At 70.7% G+C, this 22,039-nt stretch carries 17 protein-coding genes; 11 read left to right on the top strand and 6 right to left on the bottom strand.

Going from position 1 to position 22,039, the window contains the following annotated elements:
• Nucleotides 1–321 precede the first annotated feature (321 nt).
• Entirely contained in the window at nucleotides 322–1,794 is a 1,473-nt protein-coding gene (locus tag ACQEU8_RS14105; RefSeq protein WP_433100456.1) for a helix-turn-helix domain-containing protein, read from the top strand.
• 111 nt (nucleotides 1,795–1,905) lie between these two features.
• Nucleotides 1,906–2,904: a malate dehydrogenase gene (locus ACQEU8_RS14100; protein WP_433100454.1), complete on the top strand. Its 999-nt coding sequence runs from the start codon at nucleotides 1,906–1,908 to the stop codon at nucleotides 2,902–2,904.
• 238 nt (nucleotides 2,905–3,142) lie between these two features.
• On the opposite strand, the gene ACQEU8_RS14095 is transcribed toward ACQEU8_RS14100, so the two are convergent.
• On the bottom strand, nucleotides 3,143–3,559 hold the full coding sequence (locus ACQEU8_RS14095) for a MarR family winged helix-turn-helix transcriptional regulator (protein WP_433102385.1): 417 nt from the start codon (nucleotides 3,557–3,559) through the stop codon (nucleotides 3,143–3,145).
• Nucleotides 3,560–3,820: 261 nt separating this feature from the next.
• Here ACQEU8_RS14095 and ACQEU8_RS14090 point away from each other — a divergent pair, with 261 nt between their 5' ends.
• Nucleotides 3,821–4,213, top strand: a complete 393-nt coding sequence (locus tag ACQEU8_RS14090) for a tautomerase family protein (protein WP_433100452.1) — start codon at nucleotides 3,821–3,823, stop codon at nucleotides 4,211–4,213.
• Between the two features lie 58 nt (nucleotides 4,214–4,271).
• On the opposite strand, the gene ACQEU8_RS14085 is transcribed toward ACQEU8_RS14090, so the two are convergent.
• Nucleotides 4,272–5,474, bottom strand: coding sequence for an MFS transporter (locus ACQEU8_RS14085; RefSeq protein WP_433100450.1), 1,203 nt, complete (start codon nucleotides 5,472–5,474; stop codon nucleotides 4,272–4,274).
• 381 nt (nucleotides 5,475–5,855) lie between these two features.
• Between ACQEU8_RS14085 and ACQEU8_RS14080 the strand changes: the two genes are divergently transcribed.
• A complete protein-coding gene (locus ACQEU8_RS14080; protein WP_433100448.1) occupies nucleotides 5,856–6,845 on the top strand; it encodes an ArsR/SmtB family transcription factor in 990 nt (329 codons plus the stop codon).
• Between the two features lie 558 nt (nucleotides 6,846–7,403).
• Here ACQEU8_RS14080 and ACQEU8_RS14075 read toward each other — a convergent pair.
• Nucleotides 7,404–8,807, bottom strand: coding sequence for an MFS transporter (locus tag ACQEU8_RS14075; RefSeq protein WP_433100446.1), 1,404 nt, complete (start codon nucleotides 8,805–8,807; stop codon nucleotides 7,404–7,406).
• Between the two features lie 664 nt (nucleotides 8,808–9,471).
• Between ACQEU8_RS14075 and ACQEU8_RS14070 the strand changes: the two genes are divergently transcribed.
• Complete coding sequence (locus tag ACQEU8_RS14070) at nucleotides 9,472–10,413, top strand: LysR family transcriptional regulator (RefSeq protein ID WP_433100444.1); 942 nt, start codon at nucleotides 9,472–9,474, stop codon at nucleotides 10,411–10,413.
• 48 nt (nucleotides 10,414–10,461) lie between these two features.
• Here the strand turns inward: ACQEU8_RS14070 and ACQEU8_RS14065 are convergent, their stop codons facing one another.
• Complete coding sequence (locus ACQEU8_RS14065; RefSeq protein ID WP_433100442.1) at nucleotides 10,462–11,259, bottom strand: hypothetical protein; 798 nt, start codon at nucleotides 11,257–11,259, stop codon at nucleotides 10,462–10,464.
• A gap of 268 nt (nucleotides 11,260–11,527) precedes the next feature.
• Here ACQEU8_RS14065 and ACQEU8_RS14060 point away from each other — a divergent pair, with 268 nt between their 5' ends.
• From ACQEU8_RS14060 to ACQEU8_RS14040, 5 genes are all read left to right on the top strand, one after another.
• A complete protein-coding gene (locus ACQEU8_RS14060) occupies nucleotides 11,528–13,030 on the top strand; it encodes an aldehyde dehydrogenase family protein (RefSeq protein WP_433100440.1) in 1,503 nt (500 codons plus the stop codon).
• A gap of 166 nt (nucleotides 13,031–13,196) precedes the next feature.
• Nucleotides 13,197–14,768 carry a GMC family oxidoreductase gene (locus ACQEU8_RS14055; protein ID WP_433100438.1) on the top strand — a complete coding sequence of 524 codons (1,572 nt, stop codon included), beginning with the start codon at nucleotides 13,197–13,199 and terminating at the stop codon, nucleotides 14,766–14,768.
• Nucleotides 14,768–15,904 carry a quaternary amine ABC transporter ATP-binding protein gene (locus tag ACQEU8_RS14050; RefSeq protein WP_433100436.1) on the top strand — a complete coding sequence of 379 codons (1,137 nt, stop codon included), beginning with the start codon at nucleotides 14,768–14,770 and terminating at the stop codon, nucleotides 15,902–15,904. The genes ACQEU8_RS14055 and ACQEU8_RS14050 overlap by 1 nt, the downstream gene beginning before the upstream one ends.
• A gap of 52 nt (nucleotides 15,905–15,956) precedes the next feature.
• Nucleotides 15,957–17,996, top strand: coding sequence for an ABC transporter permease (locus ACQEU8_RS14045; protein WP_433100434.1), 2,040 nt, complete (start codon nucleotides 15,957–15,959; stop codon nucleotides 17,994–17,996).
• Nucleotides 17,997–18,067: 71 nt separating this feature from the next.
• Nucleotides 18,068–19,030, top strand: coding sequence for a glycine betaine ABC transporter substrate-binding protein (locus tag ACQEU8_RS14040; RefSeq protein ID WP_433100432.1), 963 nt, complete (start codon nucleotides 18,068–18,070; stop codon nucleotides 19,028–19,030).
• Nucleotides 19,031–19,187: 157 nt separating this feature from the next.
• On the opposite strand, the gene ACQEU8_RS14035 is transcribed toward ACQEU8_RS14040, so the two are convergent.
• The gene (locus tag ACQEU8_RS14035; protein ID WP_433100430.1) at nucleotides 19,188–19,928 is read right to left on the bottom strand and encodes an isocitrate lyase/PEP mutase family protein; all 741 of its coding nucleotides are present in this window, start codon (nucleotides 19,926–19,928) and stop codon (nucleotides 19,188–19,190) included.
• Nucleotides 19,925–20,407 carry a carboxymuconolactone decarboxylase family protein gene (locus tag ACQEU8_RS14030; RefSeq protein WP_433100428.1) on the bottom strand — a complete coding sequence of 161 codons (483 nt, stop codon included), beginning with the start codon at nucleotides 20,405–20,407 and terminating at the stop codon, nucleotides 19,925–19,927. Before ACQEU8_RS14030 ends, ACQEU8_RS14035 begins: the two co-directional genes overlap by 4 nt.
• Before the next feature lie 46 nt (nucleotides 20,408–20,453).
• Between ACQEU8_RS14030 and ACQEU8_RS14025 the strand changes: the two genes are divergently transcribed.
• On the top strand, nucleotides 20,454–22,010 hold the full coding sequence (locus ACQEU8_RS14025) for a PLP-dependent aminotransferase family protein (RefSeq protein ID WP_433100426.1): 1,557 nt from the start codon (nucleotides 20,454–20,456) through the stop codon (nucleotides 22,008–22,010).
• The last annotated feature ends 29 nt before the right edge of the window (nucleotides 22,011–22,039 follow it).

Genomic DNA, 22,039 nt, shown 5'->3' with positions numbered 1-22,039 from the left:
CTAGCAGCGGGCGAGCACCGCGCCGCGCGAGGCTGCGCGGGGTGCTGGCTGCTGCCGTATCGGCCGGGGCGTGCGGGCTGACGCTCCAGGGAGTGCGTCATGGCACAGCTGTGAGCGGGTACGCGGGATGAACTGGCAACTGTTCGGGGACGTGTCGAGCGGCTGGGGCAGACGTGACGGGCGGTTACATGGGGGACGTATCGGTTGGCGTCCGGACGGGCTGGCAGACTAGGGGGCGTTTGCGCGGACGAGCACCGGCGGCCGTGGCGCGACACGGGGGAAGGGAACACTGAGAGCGCATTCGCGGACAAGGGGGAGGCAATGCCTCGTTGGAGGTCGCTACCGGAGGATCTGGACCCGCAGATCCGGGAGTTCGCGAGCCAGTTGCGGCGGCTCGTCGACCGCAGCGGGCTGAGCGTCGCCACGATCGCCGACCGGACCGGGTACAGCAAGTCGTCCTGGGAGCGCTATCTGAACGGCCGTCTGCTGCCGCCGCGCGGCGCCACCCAGGCGCTCGCCGAGGTGACCGGCACCGATGTGCGCCACCTCGGCACCATGTGGGAGCTGGCCGAACGCGCGTGGAGCCGCAGCGAGATGCGGCACGACACCACTCTGGAGGCCATCCAGATCGCCCAGGCGCGGGCCGCACTGAACGAGCCCGGAGAGGCGCGCGAGAAGGGGCGTAGATGGCGCAAGGGAAGGAGCGCGCCTGAGAGCACCACGCCTGACAGCGCCTCACTTGGTGGAGCCGCAACTGACGCCGCGCCGCTTGGTGGTGCCGCACTGGGTGGCGCCGCACCTGGTGGTGCCCCGTTGGATGGCACCGCACCCGACAGCCGCGCACCCGACAGCCCTCCGGCCGAGGGCGGCGTGCCCCCACAGAGCGGCACCCCGCAGCAAAACGCCCCCGAGGACGCGGACGTGGGGACGGCCATCCTGCGCAAGGACGCCATCCGCGCGGCGGGCAACAGCGCGAGCCTGCGCGAACGACGTCACCAGTCCGACTCCACCGACTGGGGAACTCCCACCCGCTCCGGCACGGACAGTCCCGCAACCACAGCTGGCCAAGGCGGGGGCAGCGCACCCGGCACATCAGCGACCCCCAGCGCACCAGCCACACCCGGCACGCCAAGTCCGACCCCGGCAGCCACGGGCAGCGGCAGCGCGGCCCCCCAAGGCGTGCCCGCACCGCTGGCCCCGGGAGATCCCGGCAGCGACCGCAGCGACCGCAGCGACCGCAGCGACCGTACGGCCAAGGGCCCGGGCGGCCGGCGCAAAGTCACCGTGCTGTTGGCGTCCCTCGTGGCCGTACTGGTCGTCGCGGCAGGCGCAGTGCTCTTCTTCGACCTCGACGGCGGCAAGGACGACTCCGCGGAACCGAAGCCCAGCCCCAGCCGGAAGAGCTCGCCGCAGCTCCCGGCAGGAGTGAAATGTTCAGGCAAGGACTGCTCGGGCAAGGACCCGGAAACGATGGGCTGCGGCGGCAAGCACGCCGGCACCAGCAGCTCGGCGTGGGTCGGCACCAGCTTCGTCGAGGTCCGTCACAGCAAGGTCTGCAAGGCCTCTTGGGCCCGGATCACCAGGGCCAGGACAGGCGACGCGCTGCGTATCACCGGGCCTGGCGGCCAGGCGGAGAGCGACAAGGTGAGGACGACCAACGACGCCTACACCAAGATGGTCTCCGTCGGAAAGCGGGACGAATCGCGCGCCTGTGCGACGCTGCTGGCGGGCGGCAAGGGCTGCACCGTTCCGGGGAAGAAGGAGCCGGCGAGCGGCCCTTCGGCGGGGCAGTGAGCGGACCCGGGGGTGAGGCGGGCACGGGGTCGGATAGCCTGACCGATGGGTCTCTTGACGTAGAGAGACTTCCGGCCACCCGCCAGCCACGTCAGGTACTACGGAGAAGCCATGACCCGCACTCCCGTCAGCCCCGTCAACGTCACCGTCACCGGCGCCGCAGGCCAGATCGGCTACGCGCTGCTGTTCCGTATCGCCTCCGGCCAGCTGCTGGGCGCCGACGTACCGGTCAGGCTCCGCCTGCTGGAGATCACCCCGGCACTGGGGGCCGCCGAGGGCACCGCCATGGAGCTGGACGACTGCGCCTTCCCGCTGCTCCAGGGCATCGACATCACCGATGACCCGAACGTCGCCTTCGACGGCGCCAACGTGGCACTGCTCGTCGGCGCCCGGCCCCGCACCAAGGGCATGGAGCGCGGTGACCTGCTGGAGGCCAACGGCGGGATCTTCAAGCCGCAGGGCAAGGCCATCAACGACCACGCGGCGGACGACATCAAGGTCCTCGTCGTCGGCAACCCGGCCAACACCAACGCCCTGATCGCCCAGTCGGCGGCGCCGGACGTACCGGCCGAGCGGTTCACCGCCATGACCCGCCTCGACCACAACCGCGCGCTCAGCCAGCTCGCGAAGAAGACCGGCTCCTCCGTCACCGACATCAAGAAGCTGACGATCTGGGGCAACCACTCCGCCACGCAGTACCCGGACATCTTCCACGCGGAGATCGCGGGCAAGAACGCCGCGCAGCTCGTCGACGACGAGAAGTGGCTGGCCGACGAGTTCATCCCGACCGTCGCCAAGCGCGGCGCGGCCATCATCGAGGCGCGCGGCGCCTCCTCGGCCGCCTCCGCCGCGAACGCCGCCATCGACCACGTGCACACCTGGGTCAACGGCACCCCCGAGGGCGACTGGACTTCCATGGGCATCCCCTCGGACGGGTCCTACGGCGTGCCGGAGGGCATCATCTCCTCCTTCCCGGTCACCACGAAGGACGGCAAGTACGAGATCGTCCAGGGCCTGGAGATCAACGAGTTCTCCCGCACCCGCATCGACGCCTCCGTCAAGGAGCTGACCGACGAGCGTGACGCTGTCCGCGGTCTCGGCCTGGTCTGAGCCGACCGCGCACTGCTGTGCGCTGCCCGAGGGCCCGTACGGATCCGCTGATCCGTACGGGCCCTCGGGCTTTCCGGCTGCTCGGGCCGGTTCGGGCTCACCGGTTGCTCCGGATTGTTCCGGGGTTTACCGGTTACTCCGGGTCGTTCCGGATCGTCGGGGTTGTTCCGGGTTGTTCGGGCGGCTCCGGTTGGCTCCGGGCGGCTCCGGGAGTGGGCCGGCGGCGCGCGGAGGCGCGTCAGTCCTCGTCGCCGCCGTCCTCCTCGGCCATCGCGTCCTCGTACGCACGCAGGGTGGTGACGATCAGGGCACGCTCCGCGGGGGAGAGCTCGGTGAGCACCTGGCGCCAGGCGCCCGCGCCCCGGGCCAGCCACCGCGAGATGGTGGGCCGCTGGGCCTCGGTGATGCTCACGATGCGGCGGCGCCGGTCGTTCTCGTCCTCCTGCCGCTCCAGTACGCCCTTCCGGCTCAGCTCACCCACCAGCAGGCTGACCGTGGTGGGGGCGACCTCCAAGCGGGTGGCCAGCTCGTTGACGGTCATCGGGCCGTCGAAGAGGAGGTACGAGAGCAGGGACAGATGGCGCGGAGCCAGCGCCAGGGCTTGCAGTTCCTCGGGCACGGGGATGCGCTTGACCCGGCCGACGATGCGCGGCATGAGCAGCAGGAGCGCGCGTACGGCGTCGTCCTCGGCAAGCTCTGTCTGCTGTTTCGTGGCCACCTGCTGTTCCTCGTATCCCAGTTGTCCCACTGTGCCCTGTGGTCCCTTCGCCTTCTCCCGTCTCTCTCTGTGACCGTCCATTGACATGGCGGCGGGCCTCCCATTAGCTTTGTTGTCAAAGATGCTTTGCCGTCAAAGGTGAATCCGTACCGCGATAGTAGCGATCCGGCTCTTCACCTTGCCGATCGGAGGGTCGCCATGCCGCACTTCGAGGTGCAGATTCATGAGGAAGCCCTGGGCGGGGAGGATTCGCCCGTCGCCGGGCAGTTGGTGAAGGAGCTGACGGAGGCGGCTCTGACGGTGTATCCCGAGTCGTTCCGGGAGCTGGTCGGCGTCGAGCTCTTCGGCGTCCCGCGGGGGAGATGGGGCGCGGGCGGGAAGGTGACGGACGAGCTGTCGCCGATCGTCACCTTGCGCTCCCGGGAGGGGCTCTTCCACCATCCCGACTTCGTCGGAGCGCCCACCCGGCTGATATCCGCGATCACCGACGCCGTGGTCGCCGTGCTCGGAGAGAGCGTCCGGGACCGGGTGACGGTACGGCTGGTGGGGATTCCCGCGGGTCGCTCCGGCGTGGGCGGCGAGCTGGTCTGAGCAGGCGGCCTACGGGAGAGGGGCTGCGGGCGAGGGTCAGGGGGAGACGGTCCCGTGCTCACCGGAGCGGAGGCCCGGCCGCTTCCTGGGCGAGGCCCGGCCGCTCCTTGGGGCGGAGGCTCGAGGCGAGGCTGAGAGTCACCGTCAGCGAGAGGGCGGCCAGCACGGTCATGGCAGTGGCGGGGGAGGTGTGTTCCGCGACGGCGCCCGCGAGCGCGGCGCCCACGCCCTGCATGGCCAGCGTTCCGGACGCGTGCAGTCCCAGCGCGTGACCGCTGAGCTCGTCCGGCGTCAGCTCCATCAACCGCTCCTGAAGCAGCAGGCTTGCGCCGAAACCAATGGACGCCAGCACCACCAGCACCGCCGCCAACGGCAGCGCAGGCTGCAGTACGAAGAGGAGATAGGGGGAAGCCAGCAGCACGAGCATCGGTACGGCCAGCCGCTTCCGCCAGTGCGGGGGCACGAAGCGGCCCGCGGCGGTGTCCCCGGCCAGCATCCCCACCGCTCCGCACGCGAAGAGGAGTCCGGCCTCCCGCGGGGCGAACGGCACGAAGAGGGACTCGCAGCCGACCACCAGACCATTGGGCACCCACAGCCCCAGATAGACGAAGCGACGAGAGGGGGACGACCACAGCAGGGCATTGGTCCGCCAGGTCCGGGCCAGGGAGGGCCGGCCCGTGGCGCGAGGCGGGCGGTGCCCCAGGCCGAGCCGGGCGACACAGGCGCCCGTCAGATACAGCGCGGCACCGGCCAGCAGGGTGCCGCGTGGGGAAAGAACAGTGACGAGCACACCGCCGAGCGCGTAGCCGCAGATCTGCATCACGCCGTTGGACATGTTGAGCACCGAGCGACCGAGGAGGTACCCGTCCTTGGAGAGGATCTCGTTGAGCAGCCCGTAACGCACCCCACCCCCCAACGAGGCCAGCACACCGAGGACCAGCAGCACGGAGAACGACGCCGCCACGGGTAGCCCCGGTACGGCCTGAACGGCGGTACCGAGCGCGAACACCAGAGGGAGCGCAGTCATCGCGGCGCGCGGCCGCAGCCGGTCGGCGGCCGAAAGCAGCGTCGTCGCCCCGATGAGCTGCGCCAACGAGGGGCCGAACATGGCGAGGGAGGACAGCAGTGGGGACCCGGTAGCGGTGTAGATGAGCGTGCCCAGCGCCAGGCCGCTCACCGTCTGCCCCGCCACCTGGAAGGTACTGGTGAGGAAGAGAGGGGTGAACTCGGGCGCCCGGAAAAGCTCGCGATAGGTGCGCATGCCCGGAGTCTCTGGCGGAGAGGGACGGCCGGTTAGTCTTTCGCAGCAGTGCGAAAGGTCCTTCGCGGACGGCGGGTTGGGCTGCGGGGCGGGTCCGCGGATGCGGGCCGCGGATCCGGATTGCGGTCCGGTCTGCGGGTCCGGACTATGGGTCCGGACTACGGGCCCGGCTGGCGGGTCCGGACTATGGATCCGGGCTGCGGATCCGGATTACGGGCCCGGCTGGCGGATCCGGTCTGCGGGGTCTGCGGGTTACGGATTTCCGATTCGGACTACTGGCCCGGCCTGCGGATCCGGTTCTATGGGCCCGGACTACGGATTCGGACTACGGGCCCGGTCTGCGGATCCGGACTACTGCTGGCCCAGGAACGGGAGGGAGTCGTGGGGTGGTGGCAGGTGAACGCCGACACGTTGGCGGGCAGCCGGTTCGTGGTGTCGCCGCTTGCCGAGGCGATAGCGAGCCTCAAAGTGCTGGAGCGGGGGAGCGCCGCCCACCCCGGCGAGCGTGCCTGGCTCGACGCCCACCAGCCGGCCTACCGTGCCCGTCAGGCGGCTGACCCTGTCACCGCGCAACTGATACGCGCGGCACTCGGCCCCACCTGGAACGCGGACTTCCTCACTCCCACCCCCGATCCCGACGCGGCTGATCCCGCCGGGGTGTCCTTCGAGGAAGAGGTCACCCGGGTAAGGGAGGCCGCGCCGGAGGTGGCGCGGGCCGACCTGCTGGTGTCGTCGGGAAGCAGGGGCCCGCTGCCCGCGCCCCTGCGCCGTGACGACTTGCCGCAGCGCACGGCGGACACCCTCGAGTGGGTGTGGCGGGAGACGGTGCTGCCGTACTGGGCGCGTCGGCGCCGGATCGTCGAAGCCGATGTGGTGGCGCGGACCGCGCAGCTGAGCCGGGGTGGCTGGGCCGCGGCGCTCGACGACATGCGGCCCGGTATGCGGTGGCTCGGCGGGAGCAGACTCCAGATAAACGCCCGGAACTATCCGCCGCGCGAACTGGCGGGCGCCCGGCTGATGTTCGTGCCGGTGACGCCACGCACGGGGTGGGTGTCCTGGGAGGTGCCGGTACGCCCTCGCTATGCCGTGGTGTATCCGTGTTCGGGGGCGCTGACCGACGCCGAAGGGACGCCTGTGCCCGAGGCGTTGGGGGCTCTGCTCGGCCATGCGCGGGCCACGGTTCTGGTGCTGCTCGACTCCCCGATGAGCACCAGCCAACTCGTCGCACTGACCGGCCAGGGGCTGGGCTCCGTTGGCCGCCATCTGCGGGTACTGCGCGACGCGCGGCTGGTCCAACGGCGACGGGCGGGGCGCTCGGTGCTCTACTACCGCACCGCGGCGGGAGAGTGTCTCCTCCACGCCCAACACTGAGCGCCCGCCTCCACCGTTGTGGCCCGGCTCCCGTCCTTGCCCCGCTCCCGTTTTGGCCCCGGCGCCCGTCCTTGCCCCTCTCCGGGCTCTGGGTTCCCGCTAGTTGTGTCCCGGCCCGGGGGTCCTGGTGCGGCCTCGGCTGCGGGCTCGGGTGCCCTTGCCCGGGGCCCTGGCTCCTGCCCATTCACCTGCTCCGGGGGCCTGGCTCCGGTGCTTGCCTCCCGGGCGGGTTCCCGGCTTGTGGCCTAGGTTCGGGGTACTGCCTTTGTTCCTGGGCTCCCCAGTTGCCTCCGGTCCTCTGGGCCTTCGGCTCGCGGCCTCGGCTCCGGCTCCCCGCCCGTGGCCCTGCCGGGGTCCGGCTCGCGGACCAGGCTCCAGGTTCCCGCCCGGGCTCCCGGCCCCCGGCCCCGGCCCCGGCCCACGGTCCCCAGTTCCGGGCCCCGGCGCCGGCTTGCCGGCTTCGGCTCCGCCCTCACCCCCTGCGACCCACGCGGCAACGTCGAGCTGTTGTGGGGGAGTTCCGGGGGCGGGGTGCCCAGGGGCCCGACAGTGGGGAACCTATGAGGGCAGCTTGGCTGGGGGAGTTGTCTGGGTTTTGGGAGTGGCCGGATTCTGGGATTGGGCGTCGGCTGGGTCGGTGTCAGGGGACTTGGCGGGACGTAGCCAGAGCACCGTGATCGTGCCGAGTAGGGCGAGGACGGCTGTTGCGACGCGGAAGCCGGCGGCCATTCCGGCTGTGAAGCCGCCGGTGTGGGAGGCCATCACGGTGCCCATGGCGGCGACGCCGAGGGCGCTGCCGAACTCTCGGGCCGCGCCGTTGAGTCCGGAGCCGAGGCCCGCGCGGTCGGCGGGGAGGGAGCTGAGGACGGTCATGGAGAGCGGCGGCATCGACAGTCCCATGCCGACGGCCATCAGCAGCAGGATGGCGGCGTAGGGGAGGTAGGGCGTCCGGCCGTCGACCAGGGAGAGCAGGCCGAGTCCGACTGTGAGGCAGGCCAGGCCGAGGGCCACCATCGGGCGGGGGCCGAACCGGTGGACGAACCGGGGGCTGAGGCGGGAGAAGACCAGCATGCCGACGGCGATGGGCCCGATGGCGAGCCCGGCGACGGCGGGGGAGTAGCCCTTGGCGTACTGCAAGTACTGGGCGTTGACGAAGAACAGGGCGAAGAGCCCGAAGAAGATGGCCGTCACCCCCAGAACGCCTGCCCGCAGTGGGCGGGCCCGGAAGAGCCGCGGGTCCACCAACGGGCGTGCCGCACGCAGCCCGTGGCCGACGAAGGCGCCCAGCAGCAGGGCGGCCAGCGCGAAGCAGGTGAGCACCAGCGGGGAGCCCCAGCCGTGTCCTGGGCCCTCGATCAGGGCAGTGAGCAGCGCGAGCGAGCCGAGCACCAGCAGCGCGGTGCCCACCGGATCGGCCGGGCCCGCCGGGGCGGAGGCCGTACGCGGGGTCAGCCGTGCCGTCAGCGCGAGCAGGAGCAGCGCGGCGGGGGCGGAGGCCCAGAACAGCCCCTGCCAGGGCAGGTATTGGAGTACGAGGCCGCCGCCGAGGTTGCCCAGCATGCCGGCTGCCCCGGTGGCGCCCGTCCAGACGGCGACGGCGTGGGCCCGGCGCTCGGGCGGCGCGGAGCGTACGGAGATCGACAGCGTCGCGGGCATCACCAGTGCCGCGCCCGCGCCGGAGAGCGCCCGGGCGGCGATGAGGACGGCCACGTTCGGGGCGAGCGCCGCCAGCAGGCAGCCGGTGGCGAAGACGGCGAGCCCGGCCAGCAGGGCGCCCTTGGGGCCGCGCCGGTCGCCCAACGCCCCGGCGGGGATGAGGAGTCCGGCGAAGACGAGGACGTACGAGTCGACTATCCACAGCAGTTGTGCGGAGGTGGGGTGCAGGCTGCTGGCGCTGAGCTTGGGCAGTGCGAGGTTCATGGCGGCCACCAGCGCGACGACGAGCATGACGCACGCCGACATCAAGCCGAGCACGGTGCTGTGACGTGGGGCGCGGGAGGCACGAGAGATTCGCGAGGCTGGAGCTGCGGGCAGGGCGTTGTCAGGCATGGGTGTACCTCGAGTACGAGTAGGTGTGAGGTGAAGGGAGCCGGGCGCGAGCCCGCGTCGTCGGTCTGCCGGACACCCGCCGCCGGTCCGCACGGCGCCCAGGCCCCCGGCACCGGACCGTCCGGTGTCGGGAGGCCCGGCGGCAGGCCCCGGCGTCGGACCACCCGGCGCCAGGCCTCCGGTGCCAGACCGACCGGTCGGACTGCCCGGCGCCAGACCCTCGGCGTCGGATCGCCCGGAGTCGGACCGCCCGATGCGAGGCCGCCTGGTGACGGACTGCCAGGCGCTAGGCCCCCGGTGTCGAACTGCCCGGTGTCGGACCGCCCGGCTCGGACCCCCGGCGTCGGGCCGTCCGGTGTCGGACCGCCCAACGCCGGATTGCCCGGCGCCAGGCCACCGGTGGCGGACCGACCGGTCGGACTGCCCGGCGCCGAACTGTCCGGCTTCGGAAGGCCCCCGGCGCCGGTTCGCGGGTCGGTTCCGAGGTGTCCGTGCGGTGTTCCGGTGTGCACCAGTACGGTAGACAGCCCGCCCGGATTACTTCAATTGCAACGTTCGCAAGGAGGAGTTGCGCCGCATGCAATCCACCCCATCCCTGGATCTCAACCTGCTCGTCGCCCTCGATGCTCTGCTCGCTGAGGGCAGCGTCACCGGGGCTGCGCAGCGGTTGCATCTGTCGGCGCCTGCGATGAGTCGGACACTGACGCGGATTCGGCGGGCGTTGGACGATCCGGTGTTGGTGCGGGCGGGGCGGCATATGGTGCCCACGCCGCGGGCGTTGGAGCTGGCCGGGGAGGTGCGGGAGATCGTGGAGCGCGCCGAGACCGTGTTCACGCCGGGTACGGGGAGCAGCTTCGAGCCGGCGACGTTGGAGCGTACGTTCACGTTGCTGGCCGAGGACGCGCTGCTGACCGGTATCGGGATGCGGCTGCTGGAGCGGGTGCGTACGGAGGCGCCGGGCGTCTCACTGCGGCTGATCCCCGAGGGGCCGGGGGAGTCGACGGCGTTGCGCGACGGCAGTGCGGACCTGGAGTTGGGCGTGGTGAACACGCCGGCGCCGGAGACGCGGGTCGAGCACATCTTCACCGACACCAATGTCGGCGTCGTCCGCCGGGGGCACCCGCTGCTGGAGGGGGAGATCACTCCGGAGCGGTTCGCGGCGGCGGACCATGTGACGGGCTCGCGGCGGGGCAGGCTGCATGGTCCGATCGACGAGCTGCTGGCCGCGCAGGGGCTGCGCCGTCGGGTGGTCGCCTCCGTGCCGACGCTGACCAGCACGCTGCTGGTGGTGGCGCAGACCGATCTGGTGGGCCGCACGGGGCTGCGGCTGGGCGCGGCCCATGTGGCGCGGCTCGGGCTGGCCACCTTCGAGATCCCGCTCGAACTGCCGGCCCTCCCCATCGCCCAGGCATGGCACCCCCGCTATGAGAAGGACCCGGCGCACTGCTGGCTGCGCCGTTGTGTGCGGGAGATCGTGCGGGACCTCGGCCCCGCACGATCAGCCTCGGCGGATCATTGATCCGCCGGCTACGACGATCAGCCGACTACACCGAATCCGACGGCGGTTCTACACCGATTCCGACGGTGGTTCGTCCCGCTGGGCGTGCTCGAAGTGCCGGCGGAGCTGGCCGACGGTGACGGTGCGGTCCTTGGACGGGACGGCGCGCGAGACGGGGCGGTCGAAGCGGCCGAGCTCGATCTCGTCGTGGTTGCCGCCCGCTCTGCGCTCCAGGCGCAGCGGGTAGGGCTTGCCCTCGGTGGCGACGTGCATGGTGACGCGGGCCTTCTTCTGGGCGCGGGTGACGGGTACGGAGCGGTGGCCCTGCACGCTCGACTCGTCGCCCCGCTTCCAGCGCGGGCCAGGGGTGTCGCGCACTCCGGAGGCGGCGCGGAAGGCGTCGAGGTCGCAGGCGGTGGCCAGGCCCTTGCCGCCGAGGTCGTCGTTCCGGGCGCTGCCCTTGATGTAGCGGCCCTTGAACTTCTCGGCAGCCGCCGCGCCCTGTTCGGCGCCGAGCTGCGCTCTCCAGAAAGCGGCGTCGGGCTTGAGCCAGACGGTGTCGCCGCGCTTGACCAGTTGTACGGAACCCTTGCCCGGAACCCCAATTTTTCCGGAACAGTTCGCCTTTTCGTCGAGGGTGAGGTCGAGCCGGAGGTCGGGTGCCTTCATTCTGACCCGCAGAGAGTGTGCGGAATTCAGCTCGGCGGACGCCTTTTCCGCTATTTCCTCACCCGACAACTCTGTGATATCCGGCCCGTCACGCTGGGTGGCCGTGGGGGCGGCATGAGCCGGGGCCAGGAGTCCGCCGGAGGCCGTCGCCGCAGCGCATACGGCTACGACCAGTGAGGTGCGGTGCTGCTTTCGCATGGATTGGCTCCGATCCGCCGTGGGGGAGGCAGTGGCCGTGCGTCGGCACGCCGATCCGCCATATACGGACAAAGACGTACTCACCGTACGTTCCGTCGGGGGGTGGCGCACTTCGGCCAGTGACGAAGCCCACTTGTCAACGGTTTTTGGACATGAGACAGGGAGAACGGGGCAGGGTTCCCGACTGCCATCTGCCCAGGGCTGTGGCAAAAGCCCCGCACGGGGTGTTCCGCGGAAAAGCAGTAAGTAACGGAAGGCAGTACCGAAGGTGTCCGTTCTGGAGAGCATTCACATTGACGGCGCGTGGCGCACCGCCGCGGCCGGCGGTACGCGGGAGGTGCTGGACCCCGCGGACGCCACCACGCTCGCCGTAGTCGCCGAGGGCGACTCAGCGGACACCGACGCGGCCGTCGCCGCGGCTCGCCGCGCGTTCGACGAGGGCCCCTGGCCGCACACCCCCACCGCCGAGCGGGCCGCGCTGCTGCGGCGCGTCGCCGACCTCCTCCAGCGCGACCGCGAGGAGATCGCACTGATCGAGTCCCGCGACACCGGCAAGACCCTCGAAGAGGGCCGGGTGGACGTGGACGACGTCACCAACGCCTTCCGCTACTTCGCCGACCTGGTGATGAACGAGTCCGGCGGCCGGGTCGTGGACGCGGGCAGCGCGGATGTGCACAGCGTCGTCGTGTACGAGCCCGTCGGCGTCTGCGCCATGATCACCCCCTGGAACTACCCCCTCCTCCAGGCGAGCTGGAAGGTCGCCCCGGCGCTGGCCGCGGGCAACACTTTTGTGATCAAGCCCAGTGAGGTCACCCCGCTGTCCACCGTCCACCTGGTGAAGCTGCTGGTGGAGGCCGGGCTTCCGGCGGGGGTGGCCAATATCGTCACCGGCGCCGGCGACCCGGTGGGTGCCCGGCTGTCCGAGCACCCCGACGTGGACCTGATCTCCTTCACCGGCGGACTGGTCAGCGGCACCAAGGTCGCACAGGCCGCGGCGCCCACCGTCAAGAAGGTCGCCCTGGAGCTCGGCGGCAAGAACCCCAACGTGGTCTTCGCCGACGCCTGCGCCACCGAGGAGGGCTTCGACACCGCCGTCGACCAGGCCCTGAACGCCGCGTTCATCCACAGCGGCCAGGTGTGCTCGGCCGGTGCCCGGCTGATCGTCGAGGAGTCGGTCAAGGACCGCTTCGTGACGGAACTCGCCTCCCGCGCCCAGCGCATCAGGCTCGGCCGCGGCACCGAGGAGGGCGTCGAATGCGGTCCGCTCGTCTCCCAGCAGCAGCTGGAGAAGACCGAAGCGTATGTCGCCTCGGCCCTGGAGGAGGGCGCCCGGCTGCGCTGCGGTGGCGAGCGCCCGAAGCCGTCCGAGGTGCGGCCCGAGGGCGGCTACTTCTACTCACCGACCGTGTTGGACAACTGCCACCGCGCGATGCGGGTCATCCGCGAGGAGACATTTGGCCCAATCGTGACGGTAGAGAGCTTCAGCACCGAGGACGAAGCTGTAACGCTGGCCAACGACACCGAGTACGGCCTGGCGGGCGCCGTCTTCTCCGGCGACACCGCCCGTGCGCGCAGGATTGCCGCGCGACTGCGCCACGGCACGGTGTGGATCAACGACTTCCACCCGTACCTGCCGCAGGCCGAGTGGGGAGGGTTCGGCAAGTCCGGCGTCGGCCGGGAACTGGGCCCCCACGGACTGGCCGAGTACCGCGAGACCAAGCACGTGTACGAGAACCTGCGCCCCGCGCCGGTCCGCTGGTTCGCCGGCTGAGCCGGCTGAGCCTGCCGAGCCGGCTGAGCCTGCCGAGCCGACCCGCGGCATCCCGCCCCCGACACCCCGAACAGAGCGCGACGGCGGCTCGCCCCTCCGAGCCGCCGGGGCGCACCCGTATCAACCGCAAGTCCCCTCCCGGAAGTCCCCAAGGAGCAGTACCTCTATGTCCAGCTATGACTACGTGATCGTCGGAGGTGGAACGGCCGGCTCGGTGATCGCCTCACGGCTCACCGAGGACCCGGACGTCACCGTCGCCCTCATCGAAGGCGGCCCCTCGGACATCGACCGGCCCGAGGTGCTCACCCTCCGTAAGTGGCTGGGTCTGCTGGGCGGCGAGCTCGACTACGAGTACACGACCACCGAGCAGCCCCGCGGGAACTCGCACATCCTGCACAGCCGCGCCAAGGTGCTCGGCGGCTGCTCGTCGCACAACACCCTGATCTCCTTCAAGCCGCTGCCCTCCGACTGGGACGAGTGGGAGGCGGCAGGCGCCACCGGCTGGGGCGCCGAGGCGATGGAGCCGTACTTCGGCAAGCTGCGCAACAACATCGTGCGGGTCGCCAAGAAGGACCAGAACGCGATCGCGCAGGACTGGATCGACGCCGCCAAGGACGCCCTCGACATCCCCGAGGTGGTCGGCTTCAACGACCAGCCCTTCGAGGAGGGCGTCGGCTTCTTCGACCTCTCCTACCACCCGGAGAACAACAAGCGCTCCTCCGCCTCGGTCGCCTATCTGCACCCGCACATCGAGGCCGGCGACCGTCCCAACCTGCACATCCTGCTGGAGACCTGGGCGTACAAGCTGGAGTTCGGCGGTGCCGACGGCAAGACCGTCACCGGCGTGCACGTACGCACCAAGGACGGTGAGGAGCAGCTGCTGACCGCGGGCCGTGAGGTGCTGGTGTGCGCGGGTGCCGTCGACACGCCGCGGCTGCTGATGCACTCGGGCATCGGCAAGAAGGAGGACCTTCAGGCGCTGGGCATCCCGGTCGTGCACGATCTGCCGGGCGTCGGCGAGAACCTCATCGACCACCCCGAGTCGGTGATCGTCTGGGAGACGAACGGGCCGATCCCGGACAACTCCGCGATGGACTCCGACGCCGGCCTGTTCGTCAAGCGGGACCCGGACCACAAGGGTCCCGATCTGATGTTCCACTTCTACCAGATCCCCTTCACCGACAACCCCGAGCGACTGGGGTACCAGCGCCCCGAGCACGGCGTGTCGATGACCCCCAACATCCCCAAGTCCCGCAGCCGCGGCCGGGTCTATCTGACCTCCGCCGACCCCGAGGTCAAGCCCGCGCTCGACTTCAAGTACTTCGAGGACGAGGGCGACTACGACGGCCGGACCCTGGTGGACGGCATCAAGCTCGCCCGCAAGGTCGCCCAGGCCGAACCGTTCGCCAAGTGGCTCAAGCGGGAGGTCTTCCCCGGGCCCGAGGTGACGGACGACGAGGAGATCAGCGAGCTTGTGCGCAAGGCCGCGCACACCGTCTACCACCCGGCGGGCACCTGCCGGATGGGCGCCGAGGACGACGCGCTCGCCGTCGTCGACCCACGGCTGCGGGTACGCGGCCTGTCGGGCATCCGCATCGCGGACGCCTCCGTCTTCCCGACCATGCCCGCCGTCAACCCGATGATCGGCGTGCTGATGCTCGGCGAGAAGGCGGTCGATCTCATCCGACCCACTGTGTCCGAAAAACGAGCGACTACGGCACCGGGAGGTGTTGCGTGATGTCCGAGACCGCTGAAGCCACAGCCGCCACCGAGACCGAGAACGCGAACGAGCAGAGCGGCCAGGCAGGTCCCGTCTTCTCCGTCCGCAATCTGTGGAAGGTCTTCGGGCCCAAGGCGGACCGGGTACCCGGCGACGCCTCGGTCAAGAAGCTCTCCCAGACCGAGCTGCGCGAGAAGACCGGTTGCACCGCCGCCGTCCGTGACGTCTCCTTCGACGTGCACAAGGGCGAGGTCTTCGTCGTCATGGGCCTGTCCGGCTCCGGAAAGTCCACCCTGGTGCGCTGTCTGACCCGGCTGATCGAACCCACCGCCGGGACGCTGGAGTTCAACGGCGAGGACGTCATCTCCATGGGCAAGGACGCACTGCGCCGGCTGCGCAGGCACCGCGCCTCCATGGTGTTCCAGAACTTCGGACTGCTGCCGCACCGCTCCGTGCTGGACAACGTCGCCTACGGCCTGGAGATCCAGGGCGTCTCCAAGCCCGAACGCCGCGCCCGCGCCGCCGAGATGGTGGAGAAGGTCGGTCTGGAGGGCCTCGGCGAGCGGCGCCCCGGCCAGCTCTCCGGCGGTCAGCAGCAGCGTGTCGGCCTCGCCCGCGCGCTCGCCGTCGACCCCGAGGTGATGCTGTTCGACGAGCCGTTCAGCGCCCTCGACCCGCTGATCCGCCGCGACATGCAGGAGGAGGTCATCCGGCTGCACCGCGAGGAGGGCCGCACGATGGTCTTCATCACCCACGACCTGTCCGAGGCGCTGCGCCTGGGCGACCGCATCGCGCTGATGCGGGACGGTGAGGTCGTGCAGCTGGGCACCCCCGAGGAGATCGTCGCCAATCCGGCCGACGACTACGTACGTGACTTCGTCCGCGACGTCCCCCGCGAGCAGGTCATCTCGGTGCGCCGCGCGATGCGCCCCGCGGACGCCGCCGAGGCGAAGAGCGGCACCGAGATCGCCCCCGGCACGCTCGTCGCGGACGCGATCGAGACCGTCGCGCGCAGTGGCAAGCCCTGCCGCGTCGTCGAGAACGGCCGCACGCTCGGCATCGTCGACCACGCGAGCCTGCTGACCGTGGTGGCCGGTCTCGACAAGGACACCACAGGCGAAGGCGGCAAGGAACGAGAGGTGGCCGCGGTATGAGCAGCACACGACACGGCGCCGCGGAGGCGTCCCATACCGGCGGGGGGCTGATATGAGTTCCCCGACCCTCGCCAAGGACGAGGCCACGAAGCCCGCGCCGTCGCCGGCCGGCGCTCCCGAGCCGCAGCAGCCGGCGGGTCCGCCCTCGGCGCTCGCCCGCTTGCTGGCGAACCCGAAGGCCCTCGCGCTGGTGGTCGCGGCACTCGTTGTCGTCGTCAGCTCACTGGTCACCGGTGCGGGCACCTGGCCGCACTCGCTGACCGCCGATGTGAAGTCGCCGCTGAACGACCTGGACAACTGGCTGGTCGACAACCGCGACACGCACTGGATCTTCCTGTACTTCCTGCTGCACATCAGCAACTTCGCGCAGAGCGCCTATGACACGTTGCTGAGCCTGCTGGAGTCGATGAGCTATGTCGGCGTCATCGTCGTCGGCACCCTGATCGCCTGGGCCGCGGGCGGTGCCGACCTCTCCCGGCGTGCGCTGCGCACGGGCGGTACGGCGCTCGCGGTGTTCGTCGTGTGCGGCGTGCTGGACGTGTGGGAACCGACGATGGAGACGCTCGCGCTGATGGTCGTCGCCGTCGTCTTCTCCGCGCTGCTCGGCGCGCTGCTCGGGCTGGCCTCCGGGCTCTCGGACCGGTTCGAGAAGATCCTGCGGCCCGTCTTCGACACCATGCAGGTCATGCCGGCGTTCGCGTATCTGCTGCCGCTTGTGCTGATGTTCGACATCGGCATCCCGTCGGCGCTGATCGCGACGGTGATCTACGCGGCGCCGCCGATGGCCCGACTCACCTCGCTCGGTCTGCGCCAGGCCGACCCGACCGTGCTGGAGGCGGCCACCTCGCTGGGCGCCGACTCCCGGCAGCGGCTGCTGACCGCGCGGCTGCCGCTGGCCCGCAAGCAGATGATGCTCGGCCTCAACCAGACGATCATGATGTGTCTTTCCATGGTCGTCCTCGCCTCGCTGATCGGCTCCGGCGGACTGGGATCCGAGGTGTACGAGGCGCTCGGCGCCCTGAAGATCGGTGACGCACTGGTCGCGGGCATCGCGGTCGTCCTGCTGGCCGTACTGCTGGACCGTACGACGGCTGCGGCCGGTGAGCGGCTCGACGACGTCGTCAAGGCGGGTGTCTCGCGCACGATGGCACAGCTGCGGCTGGCCCTCTGGGGTGTGATCGCCGCGCTGACCGCGGTGTTCGCGTTCGTCGGCACCGCGATCGCCGGAGACGAGTGGCCCGAGGGCTGGGTCGTCGACTTCTCCAGCTCCGTGGACAAGGCCGTCGACTGGTTCACCGACCACCTGGGCTCCGGAATCCCCGTCGTCGGCGGCACCATCACCTGGGCCGAGGGCTTCACCGAGTACGTCCTCAACCCGCTGCGCGACGGCCTGCTGGCCACCCCCTGGTGGGCGCTGGCGCTGCTCGTCGCCGTCGTCGGATGGATCGTCGGCACCTGGCGCGCCGCGCTGACCGGCGTGATCTGCCTGGCGCTGGTCGGCTGGATGCGGCTGTGGGACGTCGCCATGGACACCCTCTCCCAGGTGCTCGCGGGCCTCGTCCTGACGCTGATCGTCGGTGTGCTGGTCGGCATTCTGTGCGCCCGCGTCGAGCGGGTGGACAGGATCATGCGGCCCGTGCTGGACACCATGCAGACGATGCCGCAGTTCGTGTATCTGATCCCCGTGATCGCGCTGGTCGGCCAGAACCGTACGGGCGGCATCCTCGCCGCGGTCGTGTACGCGGCTCCGGCCGTCATCCGGATCACCGCGCAGGGGCTGCGCCACGTCGACCCGGCCGCGATGGAGGCCGCGACCTCGCTCGGAGCCACCGGCAAGCAGCAGCTGTTCGGTGTGCAGCTGCCGCTGGCGCGGAAATCCATGCTGGTCGCGCTCAACCAGGGCGTCGTACTGGTGCTGTCGATGGTCGTCATCGCCGGACTCATCGGCGGCGGCGCGCTCGGCTACATGGTGGTGCAGGGCCTGTCGAAGGGCGACCTGTCGCAGGGCTTCCCGGCCGGTATCGCCATCGTCTGCCTCGGCATCATGCTCGACCGCCTGTCCCAGCCGGCCGTCAAGCGGATCCGCGACTGAGACCTCCCCCGAGGAAGACTCCCCGCCCCGACGGATCTTCCCCGTCCGTCCCACAGAAAAGAGAAATTCGCATGAGAATCAAGCGTGCAGGCACTATCGGCGTCGCCGGCGCCGGAATTCTGGGCGTCCTCGCCCTGACGACCGGCTGCGCCGCCGACACCAAGGCGAGCGGCGGTGGCGACGACAAGGTCGTCCTGGCCGAGCCGTCCTGGGTCGGCGCCACCGCGAATGCGGCTGTTGTCAAGAAGCTTCTCGAAGACGAGCTCGACGTGAAGGTCGAAGCCAAGCAGATGGATGAGCCTGTCGCTTTCGACGCGCTCAACAGCGGCAAGGCCGACGCGATTCTCGAGGACTGGCACGGCGTTCCGAAGAAGGAAAAGCTGTACGTCGACAAGAAGAAGACCGTGGTCTCCGGCGGTGACCTGGGTGTGGTCGGCCACATCGGCTGGTTCGTGCCGAAGTACTGGGCCGACAAGCACCCGGACGCCGTCAAGGATTTCAAGAAGCTCAACAAGTACTACAAGGACTTCAAGACCTCCGAGAGCGGCGACCTGGGGCACTTCATCGGTGCCGCGCCGTCGTACTCGCAGCATGACAAGGAACTCATCAAGAACTTCGACATGAAGTTCAAGCACATCCCGTCCGGCGCGGAGGCGGCTCAGCTCAAGGAACTGAAGCGGCTGTACGACGCCAAGAAGCCGTTCCTCACCTACTGGTGGGAGCCGCAGTGGATGAACGAGAAGATCGACATGGTCGAGGTGAAGCTGCCCAAGCACACCCCGGGCTGCGAGGAGCCCGCTGCCAAGGCGAAGTGCGGCTACGAGACCAACCAGCTCGAGAAGTTCATGAACGCGGACTTCGCGAAGGGCAACAGCAAGGCCGCGCAGTTCATCAAGAACTTCCACTGGTCCACCAAGGACCAGAACGAGGTCGCCGGCATGATCGCGGGTCAGAAGATGGACCCGGAGGACGCCGCCGCCAAGTGGATCAAGGAGAACAAGCCGAAGTGGGAGAAGTGGATCCCGAAGAAGTAACGCTGCGCCGTTCCTTCTGAGAAGAGCCACCACCCCCACCGCCCGCCCCCGTGACACTGTCGTCGCGGGGGCGCGGTGTGCCCCGAAGGGGCGCGGGGAACTGCGCGCTCAACCACGACGTGGCCGCAGCCCGCAAACGACGAACAGGGGCACCCCCTTACCGGAACAACCCCCGGCGCAGCTCCGCCGCCATCTCCCGTACACCCTCATACGCACGGGCCGCGAGCCCACCGCCAAAGGTGACCCGCGCGCAACCGACCGCAGACAACTCAGCGGGAGACGGCCCTCCGTCAAGGGCCAACCCATTGACCGGCACCGACAACTCACGGGTCAGCACCGCAAGGTCATCGAGCGGCGCACCGATGGGATACACCCCATCCGCACCGGCCTCGACATAGGCGCGGCCCCGCGCCAACGCCTCCTCCAAAGGCTGCTCGGCGCCGCGGAGATAGACATCGATCCGCGCGTTCACAAAGGGCCCGCGCCCCAGCGCCTCCCGCACGCCGGCCAGAAACTCGGCCTGCTCCCCGGCCGCCACCAGCCCACCCGAGACCGAGTCCTCCAGGTTGCAGCCGACGGCTCCCGCGTCCAGCAGCCGCTCGGCGATCTCCCGCGGCGGCAGCCCGTACCCCCGCTCGATGTCGGCGCTCACCGGCACCTCGACCGCGCGGACGATACGGGCGACGGCGGCGAACATCTCCTCTGCGGGGCACTCCCCGTCGGCGTGGCCGAGCGACGCCGAGACGCCCGCACTCGGCGTCGCCAGCGCGGCGAACCCCGCCTCGGCGAAGATCCGGGCACTGGCCGGGTCCCAGGCACCGGGCAGCACCAGCGCCTCGCCCGGCTTCCTGTCGTGGTGCAGCTCCCGGAGCCGGGCGGCGGGATCGGTACCGCTCATCGAGCGGTGTCCTGCGCGGCGCCGTCCAGCAGGCTCTGCGGGACGCCCCGCACGGCCACGTTGAACCGGTTCCAGGAGTTGATGGCCACGATCTGGCCCAGCAGCGCGGCCAGTTCCTCCTCGGCGAAGTGCTTGGCGGCCTCCTCCCAGACCGCGTCCGGCACGAAGCCGTCCGTCAGTTCGGTGACGGCCTCCGTCAGCGCGAGCGCGGCCCGCTCCCGCTCGGTGAACAGGTCGCCGGCCTCCTCCCAGGCCGGGAGCAGGTCGAGCCGCAGCTGCGACTCGCCGTTCTTGCGGGCGTCGGTGAAGTGCATGTCCAGGCAGTAGGCGCAGCGGTTGATCTGCGAGGCGCGGATCTTGACCAGCTCGCCGATCACCGGGTCGAGCCCTGCCGCCGAGGCGGCCTGCTGGAAGGCGTACATGCCCTTCATGAGCCGGGGTGCGGTCTTCCAGATGTCCATACGCGGTGTCGTCGTCATGCCCTTGAGCCTATGCGGGATTGGGCCACGGGTATGGTCCACTTTCATGGCAGATTCGTGGGCCATTTCCGGGTCTGGAGAGCACCGCCACCGGCGCCGTACCGGCAGTGACCTCCACCTCGATCTCCCGCCGTCCGCAGGACCCGGCGCGCCCCGCCCCCGCGCCGCCCTCCTTGCCGCACTCCGCGACGCCATCCGCACCGGCCGCCTCGCTCCGGGCACCCGTCTGCCCTCGTCCCGTAGCCTCGCCGCCGACCTGGGCCTGGCCCGCAACACCGTGGCCGGTGCCTACGCCGAACTCGTCGCGGAGGGGTGGCTGTCGGCGCGGCAGGGCTCCGGCACCCGGGTGGCGGACCGCGCCGAGCCGGCACTCCCGTCCTGCCCGCGCTCCCCGTCCCGCCCGCGCTCCCCGTCCCGCGCCAGGAAGCCCTCGTCCCGCGCCGGGAAACCCTCCCGTCAGTCGCTCAACCGCATCCAGCGGTGGGAGCAGCAGCCCGCGCACGATCTGCGGACCGGCGCGCCCGATGTCTCGGCGTTCCCCCGCCCGGCGTGGCTGACCTCGGCCCGCCGTGCGCTCACCGCCGCCCCGGCCCACGCCTTCTCGCACGGTGATCTGCGCGGCGCCGGTCAGCTGCGGCAGGCGCTGGCCGGCTATCTGGCCCGGGCACGCGGCGTACGCGCCGACCCCGACCGCATCGTCGTCTGCGCCGGGTTCGCCCAGGGCGTCGCACTGCTGGCACGTGCGGTGCGGGGGGACATCGCCGTCGAGGAGTACGGGCTGCCCTTCCACCGCGAGCTGCTGGAACCGGCAGTCCGCACCCGCTCCCTCCCGGTGGACGAACAGGGCGCCCGTACGCAACTCCTGTACGCCGACGCGCAGCTCGCCGACGTACGCGCGGTGCTCCTCACCCCCGCGCACCAGTACCCGCTCGGCGTTCCGCTGCACCACGACCGCAGGGCGGCCGTGGTCGACTGGGCGGGGCGCACCGGCGGGCTGGTCCTGGAGGACGACTACGACGGCGAATTCCGGTACGACAGAAATCCGGTGGGGGCTCTGCAAGGACTCGACCCCGAACGCGTCGTCTATCTCGGCACCTCCAGCAAGGCCCTCGCGCCCGCACTGCGGCTGGCCTGGATGGTGCTTCCCGACCACCTGGTGGATCCGGTCCTGGCCGCGAAGACGCCCGCCGAGTGGACGACCGGCGCGCTCGACCAGCTCACCCTCGCGGACTTCCTGGAGTGCGGCGCCTACGACCGGCACGTACGGGCCATGCGGCACCGCTACCGCACACGCCGCGACCGGCTGGTCGAACAGCTGGCCGCCCGCGTCCCCGAAGCGTGCGCCACCGGCATCGCCGCCGGGCTGCACGCCGTCCTCCGCCTCCCGCCCGGCGTCACGGAAGCAGCCGCCCTCCGCGCCCTGCACCGCGCAGGCGTCGCCCTCGACCCCCTCGCCGCCTTCCGCCACCCGGCAGCCCGCCAGGATTCCGCTTCCGCCCCGTCCCTGGTCGTCGGTTACGGCACCCCGCCCGAACACGCCTACACGGCAGCCCTGGACGCCCTGTGCGGAGCGCTGGCGCGGTGCCGTCCGGGCGGCTCTTGACGGTTCGGCCCGGTCTCGCTGATCTTGAG

Origin of the sequence: Streptomyces sp. CA-250714 (assembly GCF_050936705.1) — a bacterium.
GTDB lineage: Bacteria > Actinomycetota > Actinomycetes > Streptomycetales > Streptomycetaceae > Streptomyces.
Note: the sequence above shows the minus strand (reverse complement) of the source record. Positions and strands in the feature narration are given on the sequence as shown.

Bases quoted from the DNA above. Each gene is read 5' to 3' on its own strand.
- ACQEU8_RS14105 (WP_433100456.1), top strand. From the start codon at position 322: ATGCCTCGTTGGAGGTCGCTACCGGAGGATCTGGACCCGCAGATCCGG.
- ACQEU8_RS14100 (WP_433100454.1), top strand. From the start codon at position 1,906: ATGACCCGCACTCCCGTCAGCCCCGTCAACGTCACCGTCACCGGCGCC.
- ACQEU8_RS14095 (WP_433102385.1), bottom strand. From the start codon at position 3,559: ATGCCGCGCATCGTCGGCCGGGTCAAGCGCATCCCCGTGCCCGAGGAA.
- ACQEU8_RS14090 (WP_433100452.1), top strand. From the start codon at position 3,821: ATGCCGCACTTCGAGGTGCAGATTCATGAGGAAGCCCTGGGCGGGGAG.
- ACQEU8_RS14085 (WP_433100450.1), bottom strand. From the start codon at position 5,474: ATGCGCACCTATCGCGAGCTTTTCCGGGCGCCCGAGTTCACCCCTCTC.
- ACQEU8_RS14075 (WP_433100446.1), bottom strand. From the start codon at position 8,807: ATGTCGGCGTGCGTCATGCTCGTCGTCGCGCTGGTGGCCGCCATGAAC.
- ACQEU8_RS14070 (WP_433100444.1), top strand. From the start codon at position 9,472: ATGCAATCCACCCCATCCCTGGATCTCAACCTGCTCGTCGCCCTCGAT.
- ACQEU8_RS14065 (WP_433100442.1), bottom strand. From the start codon at position 11,259: ATGCGAAAGCAGCACCGCACCTCACTGGTCGTAGCCGTATGCGCTGCG.
- ACQEU8_RS14055 (WP_433100438.1), top strand. From the start codon at position 13,197: ATGTCCAGCTATGACTACGTGATCGTCGGAGGTGGAACGGCCGGCTCG.
- ACQEU8_RS14050 (WP_433100436.1), top strand. From the start codon at position 14,768: ATGTCCGAGACCGCTGAAGCCACAGCCGCCACCGAGACCGAGAACGCG.
- ACQEU8_RS14045 (WP_433100434.1), top strand. From the start codon at position 15,957: ATGAGTTCCCCGACCCTCGCCAAGGACGAGGCCACGAAGCCCGCGCCG.
- ACQEU8_RS14040 (WP_433100432.1), top strand. From the start codon at position 18,068: ATGAGAATCAAGCGTGCAGGCACTATCGGCGTCGCCGGCGCCGGAATT.
- ACQEU8_RS14035 (WP_433100430.1), bottom strand. From the start codon at position 19,928: ATGAGCGGTACCGATCCCGCCGCCCGGCTCCGGGAGCTGCACCACGAC.
- ACQEU8_RS14030 (WP_433100428.1), bottom strand. From the start codon at position 20,407: ATGACGACGACACCGCGTATGGACATCTGGAAGACCGCACCCCGGCTC.
- ACQEU8_RS14025 (WP_433100426.1), top strand. From the start codon at position 20,454: ATGGCAGATTCGTGGGCCATTTCCGGGTCTGGAGAGCACCGCCACCGG.